17 protein-coding genes and 2 pseudogenes are annotated in these 18,008 nt (G+C 69.9%); 5 read left to right on the top strand and 14 right to left on the bottom strand.

What is annotated here, in order from left to right:
- Positions 1–191 precede the first annotated feature (191 nt).
- Complete coding sequence (locus tag AB0C75_RS09555) at positions 192–1,403, top strand: hypothetical protein (RefSeq protein ID WP_362888732.1); 1,212 nt, start codon at positions 192–194, stop codon at positions 1,401–1,403.
- Positions 1,404–1,508: 105 nt separating this feature from the next.
- Here AB0C75_RS09555 and hflX read toward each other — a convergent pair whose 3' ends face one another.
- The 5 genes from hflX to AB0C75_RS09530 form a co-directional block, all read right to left on the bottom strand.
- Complete coding sequence (gene hflX, locus AB0C75_RS09550; RefSeq protein WP_362888731.1) at positions 1,509–3,029, bottom strand: GTPase HflX; 1,521 nt, start codon at positions 3,027–3,029, stop codon at positions 1,509–1,511.
- 133 nt (positions 3,030–3,162) lie between these two features.
- Positions 3,163–4,653, bottom strand: coding sequence for a M1 family metallopeptidase (locus tag AB0C75_RS09545; RefSeq protein WP_362888729.1), 1,491 nt, complete (start codon positions 4,651–4,653; stop codon positions 3,163–3,165).
- A gap of 96 nt (positions 4,654–4,749) precedes the next feature.
- Positions 4,750–6,897, bottom strand: coding sequence for an HD domain-containing protein (locus AB0C75_RS09540; protein WP_362888727.1), 2,148 nt, complete (start codon positions 6,895–6,897; stop codon positions 4,750–4,752).
- 136 nt (positions 6,898–7,033) lie between these two features.
- Positions 7,034–7,906, bottom strand: coding sequence for a diaminopimelate epimerase (dapF, locus tag AB0C75_RS09535; RefSeq protein ID WP_362888725.1), 873 nt, complete (start codon positions 7,904–7,906; stop codon positions 7,034–7,036).
- A 63-nt stretch (positions 7,907–7,969) separates the two neighbouring features.
- Positions 7,970–8,410 (bottom strand): hypothetical protein, encoded by a 441-nt coding sequence (locus AB0C75_RS09530; RefSeq protein WP_362889159.1) that lies wholly within the window; start codon positions 8,408–8,410, stop codon positions 7,970–7,972.
- A gap of 334 nt (positions 8,411–8,744) precedes the next feature.
- Here AB0C75_RS09530 and AB0C75_RS09525 point away from each other — a divergent pair, with 334 nt between their 5' ends.
- Positions 8,745–9,005 carry a hypothetical protein gene (locus AB0C75_RS09525; protein ID WP_362888723.1) on the top strand — a complete coding sequence of 87 codons (261 nt, stop codon included), beginning with the start codon at positions 8,745–8,747 and terminating at the stop codon, positions 9,003–9,005.
- A gap of 5 nt (positions 9,006–9,010) precedes the next feature.
- A complete protein-coding gene (locus AB0C75_RS09520) occupies positions 9,011–9,262 on the top strand; it encodes a hypothetical protein (RefSeq protein ID WP_362889196.1) in 252 nt (83 codons plus the stop codon).
- Here AB0C75_RS09520 and AB0C75_RS09515 read toward each other — a convergent pair.
- The 7 genes and pseudogenes from AB0C75_RS09515 to AB0C75_RS09485 all read right to left on the bottom strand — a co-directional run.
- Positions 9,178–9,348 (bottom strand): annotated as a pseudogene (locus AB0C75_RS09515) (DUF4192 family protein); the annotation flags it as partial. The gene AB0C75_RS09520 and the pseudogene AB0C75_RS09515 overlap by 85 nt on opposite strands.
- A 215-nt stretch (positions 9,349–9,563) precedes the next feature.
- Positions 9,564–10,778 (bottom strand): D-mannonate dehydratase ManD, encoded by a 1,215-nt coding sequence (manD, locus tag AB0C75_RS09510; protein ID WP_362888721.1) that lies wholly within the window; start codon positions 10,776–10,778, stop codon positions 9,564–9,566.
- A gap of 91 nt (positions 10,779–10,869) precedes the next feature.
- A complete protein-coding gene (locus AB0C75_RS09505) occupies positions 10,870–11,745 on the bottom strand; it encodes a carbohydrate ABC transporter permease (protein WP_362888719.1) in 876 nt (291 codons plus the stop codon).
- The gene (locus AB0C75_RS09500; RefSeq protein ID WP_362888717.1) at positions 11,742–12,707 is read right to left on the bottom strand and encodes a sugar ABC transporter permease; all 966 of its coding nucleotides are present in this window, start codon (positions 12,705–12,707) and stop codon (positions 11,742–11,744) included. Before AB0C75_RS09500 ends, AB0C75_RS09505 begins: the two co-directional genes overlap by 4 nt.
- Positions 12,707–14,017 (bottom strand): sugar ABC transporter substrate-binding protein, encoded by a 1,311-nt coding sequence (locus AB0C75_RS09495; RefSeq protein WP_362888715.1) that lies wholly within the window; start codon positions 14,015–14,017, stop codon positions 12,707–12,709. The genes AB0C75_RS09500 and AB0C75_RS09495 overlap by 1 nt, the downstream gene beginning before the upstream one ends.
- A gap of 193 nt (positions 14,018–14,210) precedes the next feature.
- Positions 14,211–15,035 (bottom strand): FadR/GntR family transcriptional regulator, encoded by an 825-nt coding sequence (locus AB0C75_RS09490; protein ID WP_362888713.1) that lies wholly within the window; start codon positions 15,033–15,035, stop codon positions 14,211–14,213.
- Between the two features lie 114 nt (positions 15,036–15,149).
- A pseudogene (locus AB0C75_RS09485) lies at positions 15,150–15,251 on the bottom strand (IS5/IS1182 family transposase); the annotation flags it as partial.
- Between AB0C75_RS09485 and AB0C75_RS09480 the strand changes: the two are divergent.
- Positions 15,244–15,705, top strand: a complete 462-nt coding sequence (locus AB0C75_RS09480; protein WP_362888711.1) for a hypothetical protein — start codon at positions 15,244–15,246, stop codon at positions 15,703–15,705. The pseudogene AB0C75_RS09485 and the gene AB0C75_RS09480 overlap by 8 nt on opposite strands.
- A 203-nt stretch (positions 15,706–15,908) precedes the next feature.
- Here the strand turns inward: AB0C75_RS09480 and miaA are convergent, their stop codons facing one another.
- A complete protein-coding gene (gene miaA / locus AB0C75_RS09475) occupies positions 15,909–16,847 on the bottom strand; it encodes a tRNA (adenosine(37)-N6)-dimethylallyltransferase MiaA (protein WP_362888709.1) in 939 nt (312 codons plus the stop codon).
- A 101-nt stretch (positions 16,848–16,948) separates the two neighbouring features.
- Here miaA and AB0C75_RS09470 point away from each other — a divergent pair, with 101 nt between their 5' ends.
- Positions 16,949–17,194, top strand: coding sequence for an antitoxin (locus AB0C75_RS09470; protein ID WP_362888707.1), 246 nt, complete (start codon positions 16,949–16,951; stop codon positions 17,192–17,194).
- A gap of 92 nt (positions 17,195–17,286) precedes the next feature.
- On the opposite strand, the gene AB0C75_RS09465 is transcribed toward AB0C75_RS09470, so the two are convergent.
- Entirely contained in the window at positions 17,287–18,006 is a 720-nt protein-coding gene (locus AB0C75_RS09465) for a class III extradiol dioxygenase subunit B-like domain-containing protein (RefSeq protein WP_362888705.1), read from the bottom strand.
- Between the last annotated feature and the right edge of the window lie 2 nt (positions 18,007–18,008).

The following is an 18,008-nucleotide window of genomic DNA, read 5'->3' as shown; positions in this document are numbered from 1 at the left end:
CGCGGGCGGAACCGTGGCCCTGCCGCGCACCGTCCCCATCGGCACCGGCATAGTAGGGGCCGCACTCGGGACGGAGCCGTCGCTCCGAGGGGGGTACGCCGCGGCCCGCAGGGCCGTGCCGCGCACGCCAAGTCCGCAGTGCGGTACCGGAGTCAGTGACGAAGTCCCAGGGGGATCACCAGATGCGACCCATGCGCCCGATCGATACCACTCGCCGCGGGGGGAGCGCCCGTCGCGCCCCCCGGGTGTTCGCCGCGGCCGCCGTTGCCGCTGTCCTGACGCTCACCGCCTCGGCCTGCGGGCCCGAGGACGACGGCGCGATCAGTGAGCCGGGCAGCTCCACCGGCCAGTCCTCCGACGGGAAGGTCGCGATCCCGGACGATCTCAAGGACCGGCTCAAGGAGCACGGGATCGACCTCGACGAGTGGAGGGACGGCGAGTGGAAGAACTGGGACAAGGACAAGTGGCTGCGTGAGGCCAAGGACTACGTCAACCCCATCATCGAGGACCTCTGGGACCCGGACCGGATGCGGGACGCCGAGAAGCCCCCGGAGAACCCCGTCGACAACGACATCTCCGGCGACGAGGGCGTGACCGACCCGACCCCCGCACCCGTCGACGCGACGAACCTGGGGACGCCGTACCACGACAGTGCGCCGGAGTCCGGCAAGCTCCTGTTCGACGGCCCCGAGGGTTCGATGGTCTGCTCGGCGACCGTGGTGCAGGACCCGGCCCACCCGGGCAAGTCCAACATGGTCTGGACCGCCGGGCATTGTGTGCACGCGGGCAAGAAGGGCGGCTGGTACCGCAACATCGCGTTCGTCCCCTCGTACAACGACAGTGGGAAGTCGACGGCCGAGCTGCAGAACGCCTCCAAGGAGGAGATCGCTCCGTACGGCGTGTGGTGGGGCCAGTGGGCGCAGACCTCCGACGAGTGGATCAACCAGGGCGCGGCGACCGGCGGTCAGGGCGCTCCGTACGACTTCGCGGTGCTGCAGGTCGCTCCGGAGAAGGGCTCGACGGGCAAGTCCCTGGAGGAGACGGTCGGTTCGGCACTGCCCGTGGAGTTCAGCGCCCCGGCGGTGCCCGAGATCGACAGCATGACGGCGACCGGCTATCCGGCGGCCCCGCCGTACGACGGCCAGAAGGCCCTCCAGTGCACCGACCAGCCGGGCCGCCTCACCGTCTTCGAGGAGCAGCCGACGATGTACCGCATCGGGTGCACGATGACCGGCGGCTCCTCCGGTGGCGGCTGGGTCGCGAAGGGCCAGGACGGTAAGCCGGCGCTGGTCTCCAACACCTCCATCGGCCCGGTGACGGCCGGCTGGCTGGCCGGTCCCCGCCTGGGCGACGAGGCCAAGGGTGTCTACGAGGCCGTCAGCAAGAAGTACGCGGGCCAGTAGGACCCGACCCGCACACGAAAGAAGGCCGGGCTCCCCCGCGAAGGGGAGCCCGGCCTCTCGTATGTCCACCGGATCAGTGCGCCACCGGGTCAGTGGGTCACCGGATCAGTGCGCCACCGGCACGAAGACGGCGAGCTCGGCTGCGAGCTCCTCGTGGACCCGCGCCTTGAGCAGTGTGCCCTCCGGGGTGTGCTCCTCGGAGACCACCTCGCCCTCGGCATGCACCCGGGAGACGAGCGCCCCCTGGATGTAGGGCACGAGCGCCTCGATCTCCACGGACGGCCGCGGCAGCTCGGCGTCGATGAGCGCGAGCAGCTCGTCCATGCCGGCGCCGGTCCGCGCCGACACCGCGATCGCGTGCTTCTCGGTGCGCAGCAGGCGCTGAAGCACCAGCGGGTCCGCCGCGTCCGCCTTGTTGACCACGACGATCTCGGGCACGTCGACCGCGCCGACGTCCCGGATCACCTCGCGTACGGCGGCGAGCTGCTCCTCCGGCACCGGGTGGGAGCCGTCCACCACATGCAGGATCAGGTCGGATTCGCCGACCTCCTCCATGGTGGAGCGGAACGCCTCGACCAGGTGGTGGGGAAGGTGGCGCACGAAGCCGACGGTGTCGGCCAGGGTGTAGAGCCGGCCGCTCGGCGTCTCTGCCCGACGGACGGTCGGGTCGAGGGTCGCGAACAGGGCGTTCTCCACGAGCACGCCCGCGCCGGTGAGTCGGTTGAGCAGCGAGGACTTGCCGGCGTTGGTGTATCCGGCGATCGCCACCGACGGCACCTTGTTGCGCTTGCGCTCCTGGCGCTTGATCTCCCGGCCGGTCTTCATCTCCGCGATCTCCCGGCGCATCTTCGCCATCTTCTCGCGGATCCGACGCCGGTCCGTCTCGATCTTGGTCTCACCGGGACCACGCGTGGCCATGCCGCCACCACCGCTGGAACCGCCGCCGCCCATCTGCCGGGACAGGGACTGACCCCAGCCGCGCAGCCGCGGCAGCATGTACTGCATCTGTGCCAGTGAGACCTGCGCCTTGCCCTCACGGGACTTGGCGTGCTGGGCGAAGATGTCGAGGATCAGGGCGGTCCTGTCGACCACCTTGACCTTGACGACGTCTTCCAGGTGGATCAGCTGGCCGGGGCTGAGCTCACCGTCGCAGATGACGGTGTCGGCCCCGGATTCGAGAACGATGTCGCGCAGCTCCAGCGCCTTGCCCGAGCCGATGTAGGTGGCCGGGTCGGGCTTGTCGCGCCGCTGGAACACGGCGTCGAGCACCTGGGCTCCCGCCGTCTCGGCGAGGGCCGCGAGCTCCGCGAGGGAGATCTCCGCGTCATGGGCGGTCCCCGATGTCCAGACACCGACCAGCACCACGCGCTCCAGGCGCAGCTGCCGGTACTCGACCTCGGTGACGTCTTCGAGCTCGGTGGAGAGACCGACCACACGGCGCAGTGCCGCGCGGTCGGAACGGTCCAGCTGGTCGCCGTCCCGCTCTCCGTCGATCTCGTGGCTCCAGGCGACGTCCTCTTCCATCAGGGCGTCGGCCCGAAGGCCCTCGGTGAGGCTCTCGGAGTTGTCTTCCGTGGCGCTCCGCGCGTCCTGCGCGTCCTGGGGAAGGGAAGAAGAGGAGGTCATTGGATCCTTACGTCGATAGAAGTCCGATATGCCAGTCACAACGCGTGACCCTGCCGGAAGATTCCCACGGAAGGGCTCCACCGGCCGGCCGCCGTGCCGACGGGTCGATAGTGGCATGTCCCCGCCGGGGTCGTCACTCGGGTTTCGGTGCCCTCGCGGGGTCCCCTCCGGCCGCGGCGTTCCGGGGCGCCCCGCTGCGCCAGTCCGGGTGTCCCGGCATCGGCGGGGTCTTCTTCCCGTAGAGCCATCCGTCGAAGAACTCCGTCAGGTCCCGTCCCGCGATCCTCGACGCCAGCGCGGTGAACTGCCGGGTGGTCGCCGATCCGTTCCGGTGGGCGCGCACCCAGGTCCGCTCCAGGCGGTCGAAGGCGGCCTCGCCGATCTCCTCGCGCAGCGCGTACAGGACGAGCGCGCTGCCGTCGTACACGACCGGTCTGAAGAGGCTGATCTTGTGGTCGGGGGTGGGCACATCGGGACGGGCCGGCGGACCGCCCGCGGCGCGCCAGCTGTCGGAGGCGGCGTAGGCCTCACGCATCCGGCGCTCCATCGGCTTCTTCGCGTGTTCCTCGGCGTAGCGGGCCTCGTACCAGGTGGCGTGCCCCTCGTTGAGCCACAGATCGGACCATGACCCCGGGGAGACACTGTCGCCGAACCACTGGTGGGCGAGCTCGTGCACCATGACCGATTCGACGTACCACTCCGGGTATCCGGTCCCGGTGAACAGGGAGCGTTCGAAGAGCGAGAGGGTCTGTGTCTCCAGCTCGAAGCCCGTCCGGGTGTCCGCGACCAGGAGTCCGTACGTCTCGAACGGGTACGGGCCGACCTGCTTCTCCATCCAGTCCAGCTGCGCAGGGGTCTTCTTCAGCCAGGGCTCCAGCTTCTCGCGGTCTGCCGCCGGGACCACGTCGCGTACGGGCAGTCCGCCCGGCCCTGTACGGCGCGGCACGGCGGAACGGCCGATGGACACCTGGGCGAGTTCCGTCGCCATCGGGTGTCCGCTCCGGTAGGTCCAGGTGGTCGTGCCCGCGTGGTCCTGTTTCCCGGTGGGAAGGCCGCCCGCCACGACCGTGAGGTCCTTCGGTGCGGTCACCCTGAAGGTGAAGTACGCCTTGTCGGCGGGGTGGTCGTTGCTGGGAAACACCCGGTGCGCGGCGTCGGCCTGGTTGGCCATCGCGAGGCCGTCGGCGGTCCGGACCCAGCCGCCCACGGACTGGTCCCCCGAGGGGTCGCTCGTGTGCCGGACGGTGATCCGCAGCGGCACCCCCGCGGGGAGCCGGGAGGGCGCGTCGACGACCAGGTCCTCCCCCACCGTGGCGAACTCCGTGTTCCGCCCGTTGACCTCGACGGACCGGACGGTGCCCCTGGCGAAGTCGAGGTTGATCCGCTCCAGGGGAGCGGTGGTCCGCGCGTCGATGGTGGTGACGGCGTCGAGGGGCTCGGTGTTCCTGCCCTTGTAGGCGAGTGCGATGTCGTACGACAGCACGTCGTAGCCCGGGTTGCCCAGGTGAGGGAACAGACGGTCGCCGATGCCGAGCGGTTCGGGTGCGGGCAGGGTCGCGGCGACGAGGGTGACCGACGCGGTGGCCAGCAGGGCGGCGCGCAGTCGGCGGGAGGTGAGCGGCATGGACTACGGCTATCAGCGCGCGCCGTTGACACGAGGGTGGCGCGCGCCGCACCACCCGAACGGGGCGGCAGGAAGCGGCGGCGGGACGGCCCGCGGTCAGCCCATGGCTGCGGGCTGCTGGGCGCGGCTCACGTCGTACACGCCGGGTACGTCGCGCATCGCCCGCATGAGGCCGGGCAGCCCTGCGGCGTCGGGCAGCTGCAACGTGTAGGTGTGCCGGACGCGCTGTTCACTGGGCGGCTCGACGGTCGCGGAGACGACGGCCGCGTCCGCGGTGGCGATGGCTTCGGTGAGGTCGGCGAGGAGCCGGGGACGCCCGAAGGACTCGGCGACGAGGGTGACCCGGTAGTCAGGGGTGCCGCTCCGGTCGTCCGGCGCGTTCCAGTGTGCTCCGACGGCTGCCCGGCCGCCCGCCCGCATCCGGGCCACCGCCGGGCACTCCTCGCGGTGCACGGTGACGGCACCGCCGCGCACCGTGAAGCCGATGATGCCGTCGGGCGGTACGGGGGTGCAGCAGCCGGCGAGACGGACCGGTGCGCCAGGTGTGTCGACGGCGACGGTCGGGGCGCCGCCGGCGGACCTCCCCCGGCTGTCCGGCACGCCGTCGGCGGGCCGGTCCTGCGGCCTGGGTGCGTCGGGCCTGCTCCGGCCGGGTCCTTGCACACCGTCCGGGTGTGCATCGAGCCATGTCGTGATCGCGATCCGGGCGGCAGGGGTACGCGTGTGGTCCAGCCACTCCGGGGAGGGGCCGGACGACGCGTCCTGGGCGAGCAGCGGCTGCACGGTGTCACCGTCGTGCAGGACGGTGCTCAGCGTGGCGAGCCGGCCGTTGACACGGGCCCCGATACAGCCGTGCGCCTCGTCGCCGTACTCCGCGTAGGCGGCGTCGACACAGCTGGCGCCCGCGGGCAGCCCGAGCGTGCCCCCGTCGGTACGGAAGACCGTGACCTCACGGTCCTGCGCGAGGTCGGCGCGCAGCGTGGCCCAGAACGTGTCGGAGTCGGTCGCCGATTCCTGCCAGTCCAGGAGGCGGGAGAGCCAGCCGGGCCTGGTCGGGTCGGCGCGCTCGCCGTCGGCGGGTTCGGTCTGGTGCGCGGCGGTGGTGCCGTCCTGGGTGTACGGGTTGCCGAGGGCGACGACCCCAGCTTCGGCGACCTTGTGCATCCGGTGTGTGCGGATCAGGACTTCGGCGACCGCGCCCTCGGATCCGACGACCGCCGTGTGCAGCGACTGGTAGAGGTTGAACTTGGGAGTCGCGATGAAATCCTTGAACTCGGAGATGACCGGGGTGAAACAGGTGTGCAGCTCCCCCAGGACGGCGTAGCAGTCGGCGTCCTCCCCGACCAGCACCAGCAGCCGTCCGAAGTCCGTGCCGCGCATCTCGCCACGTTTGACCCTCACCCGGTGGACCGAGACGAAGTGGCGCGGTCTGATGAGCACTTCGGCGCTGATGCCGGCTTCCCGCAGGGTCGCTCTGACACCGTCGGCGATGTCCGTGAGCGGGTCCTCCGCGCCGTCCCAGGCGGAGATCAGGGCCTGCGTGCGCTCGTACTCGTCCGGGTGCAGGATCGCGAAGACGAGGTCTTCGAGCTCCGTCTTGAGTGCCTGCACGCCGAGGCGTTCGGCGAGCGGGATGAGCACGTCCCTGGTGACCTTGGCGATCCTGGCCTGCTTCTCGGGGCGCATCACGCCGAGCGTCCGCATGTTGTGCAGCCGGTCGGCCAGCTTGATCGACATGACTCGGACGTCGTTCCCGGTGGCGACGAGCATCTTGCGGAAGGTCTCGGGCTCGGCGGCGGCCCCGTAGTCGACCTTCTCCAGCTTGGTGACGCCGTCGACCAGATAGCAGACCTCGTGGCCGAACTCCTTGCGCACCTGGTCGAGTGTCACCTCGGTGTCCTCGACCGTGTCATGGAGGAGCGAGGCCGTCAGTGTCGTCGTCTCAGCGCCGAGTTCGGCGAGGATCAGGGTCACCGCCAGCGGGTGGGTGATGTAGGGCTCGCCGCTCTTGCGCATCTGGCCGCGATGGGAGGTCTCGGCCAGGACATAGGCCTTGCGCAGAATGGCGAGGTCGGCGTCCGGGTAGTGCGCGCGATGGGCCTCCGCGACATGCCCGATGGCGTCGGGCAGCCGGTCACGGGAGACCGGCCCGAGCAGGGCGACTCGGCCCAGCCTGCGCAGATCGATCCGTGGACGACCGCGCTTGCGAAGGGGAGCACCTGGGTTGGTGGCCTCTGCGCTCATGGGGCACCTCCGGCAACGTCGACCGGCGGTGGGTGCGGATACACCCCCGGGCCGGTGCTTGATGCTATCGACCCCACCACGTGGCGCAGTACAGCTCTCGCCCAGCGTGAAACGGATCACCCATTCGAGCGAAGCTCTAACCGGTCATCGTTTCGAGCCAGGAGGGGTCGATCACGCCTTCGGCGACGATCACCGCGGGCCCCGTCATGTCGATCCCGCCGTCCGGGTACTCGGTGATCACCAGGGTGCCGCCGGGCAGGTCCACGGTGTACGTCGCCGGGGCGCCGGTCTCGGCCGGGTCCACGCCGTCCCTGCGAGCCGCGGCGACCGCGACCGCACAGGCGCCCGTGCCGCAGGACCGGGTCTCGCCGGAACCGCGCTCGTGGACGCGCATGGCGACGTGCCGGGGCCCGCGGTCCACGACGAACTCGATGTTGACCCCGTCCGGATAGACGGACCGCGGGCCGAACGGCGGTACGGAGCGGAGCTCTCCGGCGTGCGCGAGGTCCTCGACGAACGCGACGGCGTGCGGATTGCCCATGTTGACGTTACGGGCCTCCCAGCTGCGGCCGTCCACGGTGACCGTGACGCCGTCCCCGGAAAGCTCGGCCCGCCCCATGGAGACCGTGATGTCGCCGTCCTTGGCGATGTGCACCCGCTTGACCCCTCCCCGGGTCGCGACGGCCAGATCGCCCTCGTCGACGAGTCCGGCGCGCCGCAGGTGGCAGGCGAACACCCGCACGCCGTTGCCGCACATCTCGGCGATCGAACCGTCCGCGTTGCGGTAGTCCATGAACCACTCGGCCTGCCCGGCCATGGCCCGTGCCTCCGGGTGCGCCACGGACCGCACGACGTGCAGCAGCCCGTCGCCACCGATGCCCGCCCGGCGGTCGCAGAGCCGGGCGACGACGGAGACCGGCAGGTCGAGGGCGTTGTCCGGGTCCGGAACGATCACGAAGTCGTTCTCGGTGCCGTGGCCCTTGAGGAAGGTGATCTGCGAAGTGCTCACGGTGCAACTGTACGAGCCCGCACCCGGGGCCCGCGAAACCCGGGGGCCCGCAGGGCCGCCGGCTCAGGAGCGGAGACGGGCCACGCGCCAGACGGCCAGGGCCACCAGCGCGGCGCACACGGCGACGTACAGCCCGATCACGCGCCAGTCGGGACGCTCGTTCGACCCCCTGGCCGGCAGACCGGGCCAGGTGTGGCCGACGCGGCGCGCGGCCATCATGCCCCAGCCCGCGGCGCAGCAACTGATCAGCAGTCCCAGCATCGCCACGACGGCACCGCCGCCGCCGAACTCGAAGGCGAGCGGGAAGGCGAACATCAGGGAGCCCACCGCCGCCAGCCCGACGATCGGTGCGAGCTGCCAGATCCGCAGTCGGCGGGCGGGGCGGAGCTCGACCTCGACCTCGGGGCCCACCTGGTGCTCGTCCGGCCCGTCAGGGCTCAGGCGTCCTGCCTCGTGCTGCGTGTCCGGTGCGTCTCTGTCTGTGTCGCGAGGGCCGGCCTCCATCGCCACGCGCCCTCCCAACTCGGACTCCACTGGTCGATCGATGCTCGATGATGGCACGGCCCTGGCTGCCGAAATGACGGGCGGAGCTTCCCGATGCCATCACGTGATCAGGCTGTTATGGCCCCAGTCGAGGGTTTATGCAGGTCAGACGCTTACTACTGGTCAGCGAGTCAGCAGAAGGTCAGCAATAACCCCAGGTCAGCGCCCGATTACACGGTCACGCCCGAACCCGGAGAGGAGACCGTAACAATCATGTCGAACAAGCTTGCGCGGGGCATGGGCAGCTTCTTCAAGCCCTGCGAGTGTCGCCGAACAGCGGGAGACGCTCGGCGAGATGACCTTCGAGGAGTACGCGAAGGCATGGTTCGCCCGCAAGCGTGGTCTCACCGGCAGCACGAAGGCCGCGACCGAGTCCCGGATGCGCACTCACGCCTATCCGGAGATCGGCTCGCGGAAGATGCTCACCTTCGACAGCTTCGTGGTGGAGCGCTTCGGTCTGCTGCGCGTAGCCCGCGACGACGACGCCTTCCGCCTCATCGTCGACCTCATGGGCGGCATGGCCTGCGCAACCGCGAGGCCCTCGCCGTCAACGTGAACAACATGGTCGCCAAAGACGTCCACCGGGTGCACCAGCAGGTCCACGACCGGACCGTCACCCTGGAACCCCTCAGGCACAGGAAAGCCGGCGAGTTCCGCGAGGTGCCCCTGCCCGCTTTCGTCCGAGAAGGCATCGGACACTACGCCGCCACCCACGGAACCTTCCAAGGCCTGAGCCGCCCTCCGAAGCGGCCCCGCCCGCCGTTGAGGGCCACCATGACCACGCTGCCGTTCGGGTGGAAGCCCATGAGGTAGGGCAGGGCGTCGGCAAGTTCGGCGGGACCGCGCAGGGTGATCTGCTGCTCGTCGGCCGGTCAAGTGGATTCGTGGTGCTTGTTCAGGGCACGACCGTCCTGCGGACAGCCGAATTCCGCGGCCCCTGTGGACAACTTTGTCCACAGGGGCCGCACGGTCGTTCGCGGTTTGTCGCACACATCGGGTTGCATGGGGGCATGACCAACGCAGACCGCGCAGAGCCCTGGTCGTTACGGGTACGCCCCCGTCCCCTGCGCGGGCCCGTTCGCACGGCAGCGGCCCGCACACCCGGGTGGCAGGCTCACCAGTCGTGGACGGTCCCGTCGTGGAGGCGGTTGACCGGAAGATACGCCGGGTCGTACGGGTGGGCCGCCGCCAGCTCCTCGTCCAGCTCCACCCCGATGCCGGGGGCCTCGCCCGGGTGCAGGTGCCCGTCCGTGAAGGTGTAGGAGTGCCGGAACACCTCCTGGGTCAGCGGTGTGTGGCCCGAGTACTCCTGGATGCCGAAATTGTGGATGGCGAGGTCGAGGTGGACGGCGGCGGCCATCCCGACCGGGGAGATGTCCTCCGGCCCGTGCACGGCGCTCTTGATCTGGTACTGGGCGGCGAAGTCGAAGAGCTTGCGCAGCGGCGTGACTCCGCCGAAGTGGGTGACCGCCGACCGTACGTAGTCGATCAACTGCTCGGTGATCAGGGCCTGGTAGTCGTAGACGGTGTTGAACACCTCGCCGATGGCCAGCGGCGTGGTGGTGCTGCGGCGCACCAGGCGCAGTGCCTCCTGGTTCTCGGCGGGCGTGCAGTCCTCCAGCCAGAACGGCCGGTACGGCTCCAGATCCTTGCCGAGCCGGGCGGCCTGGATCGGGGTGAGCCGGTGGTGGGCGTCGTGCAGCAGCGGCAGCTCGGCGCCGAACTCGGCGCGTACCGCGTCGAAGACAGCCGGCATGTGGCGCAGATAGGCGTCGGTGTCCCAGTCCTCCACCAGGGGGCGGGCCTGCTGGTGGAGGATCTGCGAACCGGCGTCGTCGGTGTCGGACACCCCGTAGACGGCCTTGAGGCCGGGGATGCCGGACTGGATGCGGACGGCGGGGTAGCCCTCGGCCAGCCTGGCCCGTACGGAGTCGAGGAGTTCGGGTATGTCCCGGCCGTTGGCATGGCCGTAGGTGCCGACGCGTTCCCGGCTGGCGCCGCCCAGCAACTGGTAGAGCGGGAGGCCGGCGGCCTGCGCCTTGATGTCCCACAGGGCTACGTCGACGGCGGCGATGGCGGCCATCGTCACCGGCCCGCGCCGCCAGTAAGCCCCCCGGTACAGCGACTGCCAGGTGTCCTCGATACGGTGCGGGTCGAGGCCGACGAGCAGCGGCGCCACATGGTCGGTGAGGTAGCTGACCACGGCGAGTTCCCTGCCGTTGAGGGTCGCGTCGCCGAGGCCGGTGAGGCCCTCGTCGGTCGTCAGCTTCAGGGTGACGAAGTTGCGGCCGGGGCTCGTGACGACGACCTTCGCGTCGACGATCTTCATGCGTGTGTTCTCTTTCCGGATGTCGGGGGTGTCGGGTCAGCCCTGGACCGGCGCGGAAGCCGTGGTCCGGATCCCGCTGGGCAACGGCTTCTCAGCCCTTGGTGGCGCCGGAGGTCAGCCCGGCCACCAGGTATTTCTGTCCGAGGACGGCAGCCAGTACGACCGGCACGGTGATGAGGGTGGCGGCTGCCATCAGGCCGCCCCAGTCGGTGCTCGCGTACGAGATGAAGTTGAACAGGGTCACCGGCACGGTCTGGGTCCGGTCGTCGGCGAAGACCAGCGCGAACATGAAATTGTTCCAGCTGAAGACGAAGGCAAGCAACGAGGCGGTCGCGGTGCCCGGTGCCGCGAGTGGGAGCGAGATGCGCCAGAAGGCGCCAAAGGCGCTCAGGCCGTCGGTGCGGGCGGCCTCCTCCAGTTCGACCGGCAGCCCCGCGAAGAAGCTGATCATGATCCACATGATCAGCGGGACGGAGACGAACATGTGGCTCAGGACCAGCACGGTGTAGGAGCCGACGAGGCCCATCCGCGCGAACAGGTAGTACCAGGGGACGAGCAGCGAGATCGCCGGGACGATGCGCGCGACGAGGATCAGGGAGCCGGTGCGGTGCATGTTGAACCGGCCCACCGCCCAGGCTGCCGGTACGGCGATGACGGCGGAGAGCACCGTCGATATCAGCCCGACCAGCAGCGAGTTGCCCATCGAACGCAGGATCTGTCCGGCCTCGACGATGCTGCGGAAGTTGTCCAGGGTGGGGCTGAACCACAGGCCGACGGACGGGTCGGTGACCTGCACATTGGTTTTGAAGGCCGCGGCAAACATCCACACGATCGGCAGCACGAAGACGAGCGTCACGATCGTGATGGCGGTGCCGCGCAGCCAGGACCAGTTCCTGCGCCTGCGGGCCCGCGGGGCGGTGTGCGGAGCGGCCGACGGGCGCGCGGCGCGGGAGACGGTGGCACTCATGCGTTCTTCCTTCCGCCACGGCGGCGCAGGAGCACCACGACACCGATGATGAAGAGCGTGAACAGAACCAGGACGGCGGCGGCCAGGCCGTATTCCTGGTAGTCGAAGGTGAGCCCGTAGGCGTAGACGTTGAGGGTTTCCACCTCGAAGTCCGAACCGCCGCCGGCGCCCTTCGTGGCGTAGAGGATGTCGAAGGTCTTCAGTGCGTCGACGGCACGCAGCACCAGCGCGGTGGCGAGCGTGGGACCGAGCATCGGCAGGATGACGTGCCGGAACCGCTGCCAGCTGTTCGCCCCGTCGACCAAGGCGGCCTCCTCGGGCTCCTCGGGCAGCGTGCTCAGCCCGGCGAGCAGCAGCAGCGTCATCATCGGCGTCCACTGCCATACGTCGATGAGCATCAGCGTCGGCAGCGATTGGCTGACCGAGCCGAGGAACTCCTGCCGTGGCATGCCGACGGCGGCGAGCAGGTGGTTGGCGATGCCGTTGGTGGGGTCGAGGATCAGCAGCCACAGGATGCCGATCGCGACCGGTGTGGTGAGCAGCGGGATGATCAGGATGGTGCGCACCCAGCGCATCCCACGGAACGGTTTGCGCATCAGCATCGCCAGGGCGAGCCCGAGCACCGTCTCCAGCACCACCGCACCGACGGTGAAGACCAGGGTGCGGCGGGCGGCCGGCCAGAACCTGCGGGTGTCGCCCAGCGCGTCGGTGAAGTTGCGCAGGCCGATGTGGGCCTTGTCGGCGTTCACCGCGCCGAAGGCGTCGGTCAGGCTGAGGTCGAGTGTGAAGGCCAGCGGGAAGACGATCATCAGGCCCACGAAGAGCAGCGCCGGAGCGAGCATCGCCCACTTGAGTCGCCGGTTGGCCTGCTCGAAGGTGCGCTGCTTCGGTGCGCGGGACGCCTTCTCGGCGCCCGGCAGGCGGGAAGCGGGACGGGCCGTGGAGACCTCGGTGGTGGGCATCAGGACTCCTTGTGGCGGTTGTCGCGTACGAGGAACTCGGCGAACTCCGCGTCGGCGTCGCGCACGACCGGCCGTACCGACTCGCCGAGGATGCCCGCGACCAGCGGACGCCCGACGATGTCCCTGGCCCGGCCGACCTGGAGGACCCGGGGCCGGTCGTAGCCCAGGCCGCGTTCCGCGTTGATCCGCATGGCCTCGGCGAGGTCCGGCGGGAAGGAGGCGAGGTTCTTCGGGTCGGACCACGCCGAGGACCGGGCGCCGGGAATGCCGTCCGACTGGAGTTCCGCCACCATGCCGGGGCTCGCCGCCCACCTGATGAACTCCCAGGCGTCGTCGCGCAGAAGGGAGAAGGTGTTGATGCCGAGGCTCCAGGACGGGATGTTGTGCGGCTTGGCACCGGCCGGCCCGGCGGGGAAGGGCGCGAAGCCGACGCTCTCGCGCACCCTCGACACCTTTGGGTCGAGGAAACTGCTGTAGATCGCGTCGGCGTCGATATAGAACGCCGCCTTGCCCTGCGCGAAGATCGGCATAGCCTGTTCGAGGCTCATGTTGGTGGCGCCGGGCGGACCCGTCTTCGCCAGCAGCCTGCCGTAGTACTCGTACGCGGCGAGCGCCTCGGGGCTCCCGATGCCCGACTTCCCGCCGACGACGAAGTCACCGCCGTGCGAGTAGAGGAAGCTCGACCACTGGGACACCGCGCCGCTGCGCTGACCGCGGCCGACGTAGCCGTAGAAGCCCTTCTTCCGCTCGGAGAGCTCCAGCGCGGCGTCCATCAGCGCGTCCAGGGTGCGCGGCGGGCCACCGAGGTCCTCGACCAGGTCCTTGCGGTAGTAGAGCGCGGGTCGCTCGGTCACCACCGGGACGCTCAGCACGCTGCCGTCCGTCACGGATGCCTCGCGCGGGGCCTTCTGGAAGTCCGGCCAGGCGAACTCCGGGTCGTCCCCGACCCGGTCGCTGAGGTCGGCGAGCCAGCCGTTGTGCGCGAAGACCAGCTGCTCCTGGAGCGCGCGGACCATCATGACGTCCACGTCGGTGCCGGAGGCGTTCAGTTTCACGTTGTAGCTGCTCGAGAGCTGGTCGGCGGTGAGCAGGGTCATCGAGACCCGCCGGCCGATCCGCTCCTCGAACTCCTTCGTACGGCGCCGGATCGCCTGGGACCAGACATGGTTGATCGCCATGATCCGCAACGGGGTGTCGGCCGAGGGCTTCCCTCCCCGGGTCGAACAGGCGCTCAGCGCCCCCGCCCCGGCGACCCCCGCGGCCAGCCTGCCGAAGGCGCGCCGGCTCAGGAGCTGGCTGCTCGTGGACATCCTTGTCCTCGTCTCTCTGCGGTGTCGTGCGGTCTCTCGTGCTGTCGTGCCGTGCACGTCGTGTTCCGGTCCGTACAGCCCCGGGACACGTCTGGTCCAACTGGTAGGACCAGATGGTTCAGACGGGACCGTAACAGCAGAAGAACCTTGTCGACCAGCCCCTGAGGGAAGTTCCGCCGGCCAGATCCGCGGGCTATTCGCCCCTTCCGTTGCCACCCCGGCGGTCCTCGGCCTGGCCCAGCAGAGTCTCGATGTGGTTACGAGCCATGGTGTCGACCTGCAGGTCGAGATCGGCCCCATAGGTGCGCAGGCCCAGCAGCAGGTGTTCCCGCATCCGCGCGCAGGCGAGCTCCACGTCCCGTGCCTCGACCGCATCGAAGATCTCCGGGTGGTGCGGCACGCCCGCCTCACCGATCGACGGGTCGGAGTTCGAGCGGAGCATCATCTCGAACATCATTCCGCTGATCGACGACAGCATGATCCGCAGGACCGGGTTCTTGCTCGCTACCGCGATGGCATCGTGGAAATCCATGTCCGCCTGAGCCTTGACGACGACGTCCGTCGCCGCCTCCAGGGCGTCCCGTGCGGCCCGCATCGCCGCGATGTCCTCGTCCGTCGCTCGCAGGGTCGCCAGCCGGACCATCTCGACCTCCAGCGGGATCCGTGCCTCGATGAGCTGCCGGACGGTGGGCCGGCCCGCTCGGTACAGCGCGTCGTACTCGCGCGCCTGCCCCGAGGACTGTTCGCGTACGAAAGAGCCACGCCCCGGGGCGACTTCGATCAGGTGCTGGGCCTCCAGTCGGCGCAGCACCTCGCGCACGACGTTCCTGCTCGAACCGAACTGTGCGGCGAGCTCGCGCTCCGAGGGGAGTTTCGACCCCACGGCGATCTCTCCGGACCTGATGTCGTGTTCCAGCTGACGGGCGATGCGCTCCGTCAGGAGTCCGCGCCGGGCGGGGTCCGCGACCGGACCCGAATACGCGGAAGCCGACGGGGAGGAGGGGGCGGACGACTGCATGGTCGCAGCGTACAGGCCGGTCGCGGGCCGGACAGGACCTCTCCGGCCACCGCGGTTGTCGCCGCCTGGTTGCCATTCCCGCCCAGGGAATCAGCAGACGTCTTCCGGACCATGCTTCTGAGTGAGGTGGTGATGGCGGCAGGCGGTGATCTCCGAGGTCCGTCCGGGCCGGGCTGCGGAGATCCACAGCAGCCGGCCCCGGTCGTCGGTGAGCGCGAATGGACCGCCCCCCAATCGGACACTGGAAGACCAACTCGCCGAGATCACACAAGAAGTCGATCTCCGCGGTGAAGCCGCCGAACGCAAACGCCACGCGGACCAGCAAGCCCGAGAAGCGAAGCAACAGCGCTGGGAAGCCGCCACACAGGAAGCCCACAGCGCATACGCCCACGACTATCGCGTCAAGCACCTCGCAGAACAGGCAAACACCTGGCGGCAAGCCAAGCGCCTGAGCGAATACGCCGCAGCAGTGCGCGACCATGCCACATCACTGGCGCCCGAGCAGGAAATCACCGAGATCGAGGAGTGGCTCACGTTCGCAGACGCCCACCTTCAGCACCTCACCGAATCCGCCTCGACACCGAAACTGCCCACGCCACCGAAGGCCAGCGGCGACGACCTCAAGCCATTTCTCGGCAGCTGGAGGCCGTACGGGCCCCACTCCCGCTGAGCCCAAATCTGGGCATACCGGGCACGGCTTCACCAAGGGGCGGTAAGGGCAGGACCCCCTCAGGTCCGAGTCGACACACCGTCACCCGCGGAAACGGGCACCTGACGCTCCATCAGAACGAGCGTCAAGACACCACTGAGAGCGTCAGGAATCAGCCAGTAACGCCCAACAGCGCACATAATGCACACTCTCCTGTCATGCGATCAGGCTGTAACCGCTCGTTCGACCAACGCCAGCGCCCGGCGCCGGAGTTCCCCCCGCTGTTCCTCGGCGCCACTCAGCCACCGGACGCGCGGGTCGCGCCGGAACCATGAATCCTGGCGGCGTGCGAAGCGTTTGGTGGCGCGTACGGTCTCCGCGCGTGCCTCGTCCTCGGTGCACTCCCCGGCGAGCGCCGCGAGCACCTGCTGGTAGCCCAGCGCCCGCGATGCGGTCCGCCCCTCACGCAGTCCCCGGGCCTCCAGGCCGCGCACCTCGTCCACGAGCCCGGCCTCCCACATCCGGTCCACGCGGGTACGGATGCGTTCGTCGAGTTCGGGGCGTTCGACGTCCACACCGATCTGCACGGCGTCGTAGACCGCTTCGCCGCTCGGGAGGTTGGCCGTGAAGGGCTTGCCCGTGATCTCGATGACCTCCAGGGCGCGGACGATACGACGGCCGTTCCCGGCCAGGATGGCGCGGGCGGCCTCCGGGTCGGCGGCGGCGAGCCTGGCGTGCAGGGCGCCCGATCCGTGCTCCGTCAGCTCCTGTTCGAGCCGGGCGCGTACCTGGGGGTCGGTCCCCGGGAATTCGAGGGCGTCGATCGCGCCCTTCACATAGAGACCCGACCCGCCCACCAGGACGGGAGTCCTTCCTTCGGCCAGCAGCCGGTCGATCTCGGTGCGGGCGAGGCGCTGGTACTCGGCGACGCTCGCCGCCTCGGTGACCTCCCAGATGTCCAGGAGGTGGTGCGGGACGTCGGCCCGCTCGGCAGGGGTCAGCTTGGCCGTGCCGATGTCCATGCCCCTGTAGAGCTGCATGGAGTCGGCGTTGACCACTTCGCCACCGAGCTGCTGGGCGAGAAACACCCCCAGATCGGACTTTCCGGCTGCGGTGGGACCGACGACGGTGATGACACGGGGGGTGGGAGCTGGTCTTCTCACCGGGACAGTCTCGCAAACTTCGAGGTGCGCTCCGACCGGAGGAGAGTTCGCTCGCCGACGAGTAAAATGTGATCACAGTCCCCCAGCACGGAAGGTGACCCATGGGTTTCCTGGACAACCTGAAGACCAAGCTGGCCCCGGCCAAGGACAAGGTCGGCGACCTCGCGCAGCAGCACGGGGGCAAGATCGATCAGGGCCTCGACAAGGCTGCCCGCACGGTCGACGAGAAGACCAAGGGAAAGTACAGCGACAAGATCGAGTCCGGCACGCAGAAGGCCAAGGACGCGGTCGACCGCCTGGGTCAGAAGGACGAGGGCGGCACCCCGCCGCCGCCGTCCGCTTCCTGACCCGGGTCCCGGCGAAATCGAGGGCCGTGGAGCGCAGTGGCTCCACGGCCCTCATCCGTGCCGGTGAAGGGCGCGGAAGGCCGGCTGCCGGGTCATGACCAGGCTGCGACGAGGTACCCCACGCCGTACGGGGCGTCCTCGTGCAGGAGCCGGCCGCCGAGGCCCGCGCCCTCGGCCGCGCCCGCGAGCACCTGCCAGGGCGCCCGTCCGGCCGCCTTCAGCTCGTACGCGAGCGACTCGTCCAGAGCGCTCAGCGCCGCCACATCCGCGCTGCCCAGCGCCCGGGCGGCCGCCGCGTCGAAGTCCGCCGCCCGCTCGTCCAGATAGCCGGGCGACTTGACCGTACGGCAGGCGCTGCCGTCGCCCATCACCAGCAGGGCCACCCGCTCCGCCCCGGCCGCCAGGTCCGCTCCTGCCCGCAGGCACCGGTCGGTGGCGAGCGGCTCCCCCACGCCCAGCCCTTCGGTCCTGGCGCCGTCCCACCCGCAGCGGTCCAGCAGCCAGGCGCCGACGGCGAGGGACGCGGGTAGCGGGCGTGCGGGTGCGGGGGATCCCGTGGGTGTCTGCCCCAGCCGCACGGTCAGGTCGACGCCGAAACCGTCGAAGGAACCTGCCGACCCCGGAGGGAACGGCCCGCGGTCGTCCGGTCCCGCGGGACCGGCCACGATCAGCAGATCCGGCAGCGCGGCGGCGAGCACGCCGACCGCGTCGAGGCACGCGCTCCGCGCGGCGTCGAGCTCGGGCGCGGCTCCCGCTGCCACCTCGGGCACCAGGATCGGCGGGCAGGGGCAGACGGCTGCGGCGACAAGCATGC

The sequence above is a fragment of the Streptomyces sp. NPDC048565 genome, assembly GCF_040650935.1.
In the GTDB taxonomy this organism is placed as follows: Bacteria; Actinomycetota; Actinomycetes; order Streptomycetales; family Streptomycetaceae; genus Streptomyces.
Note: the sequence above shows the minus strand (reverse complement) of the source record. Positions and strands in the feature narration are given on the sequence as shown.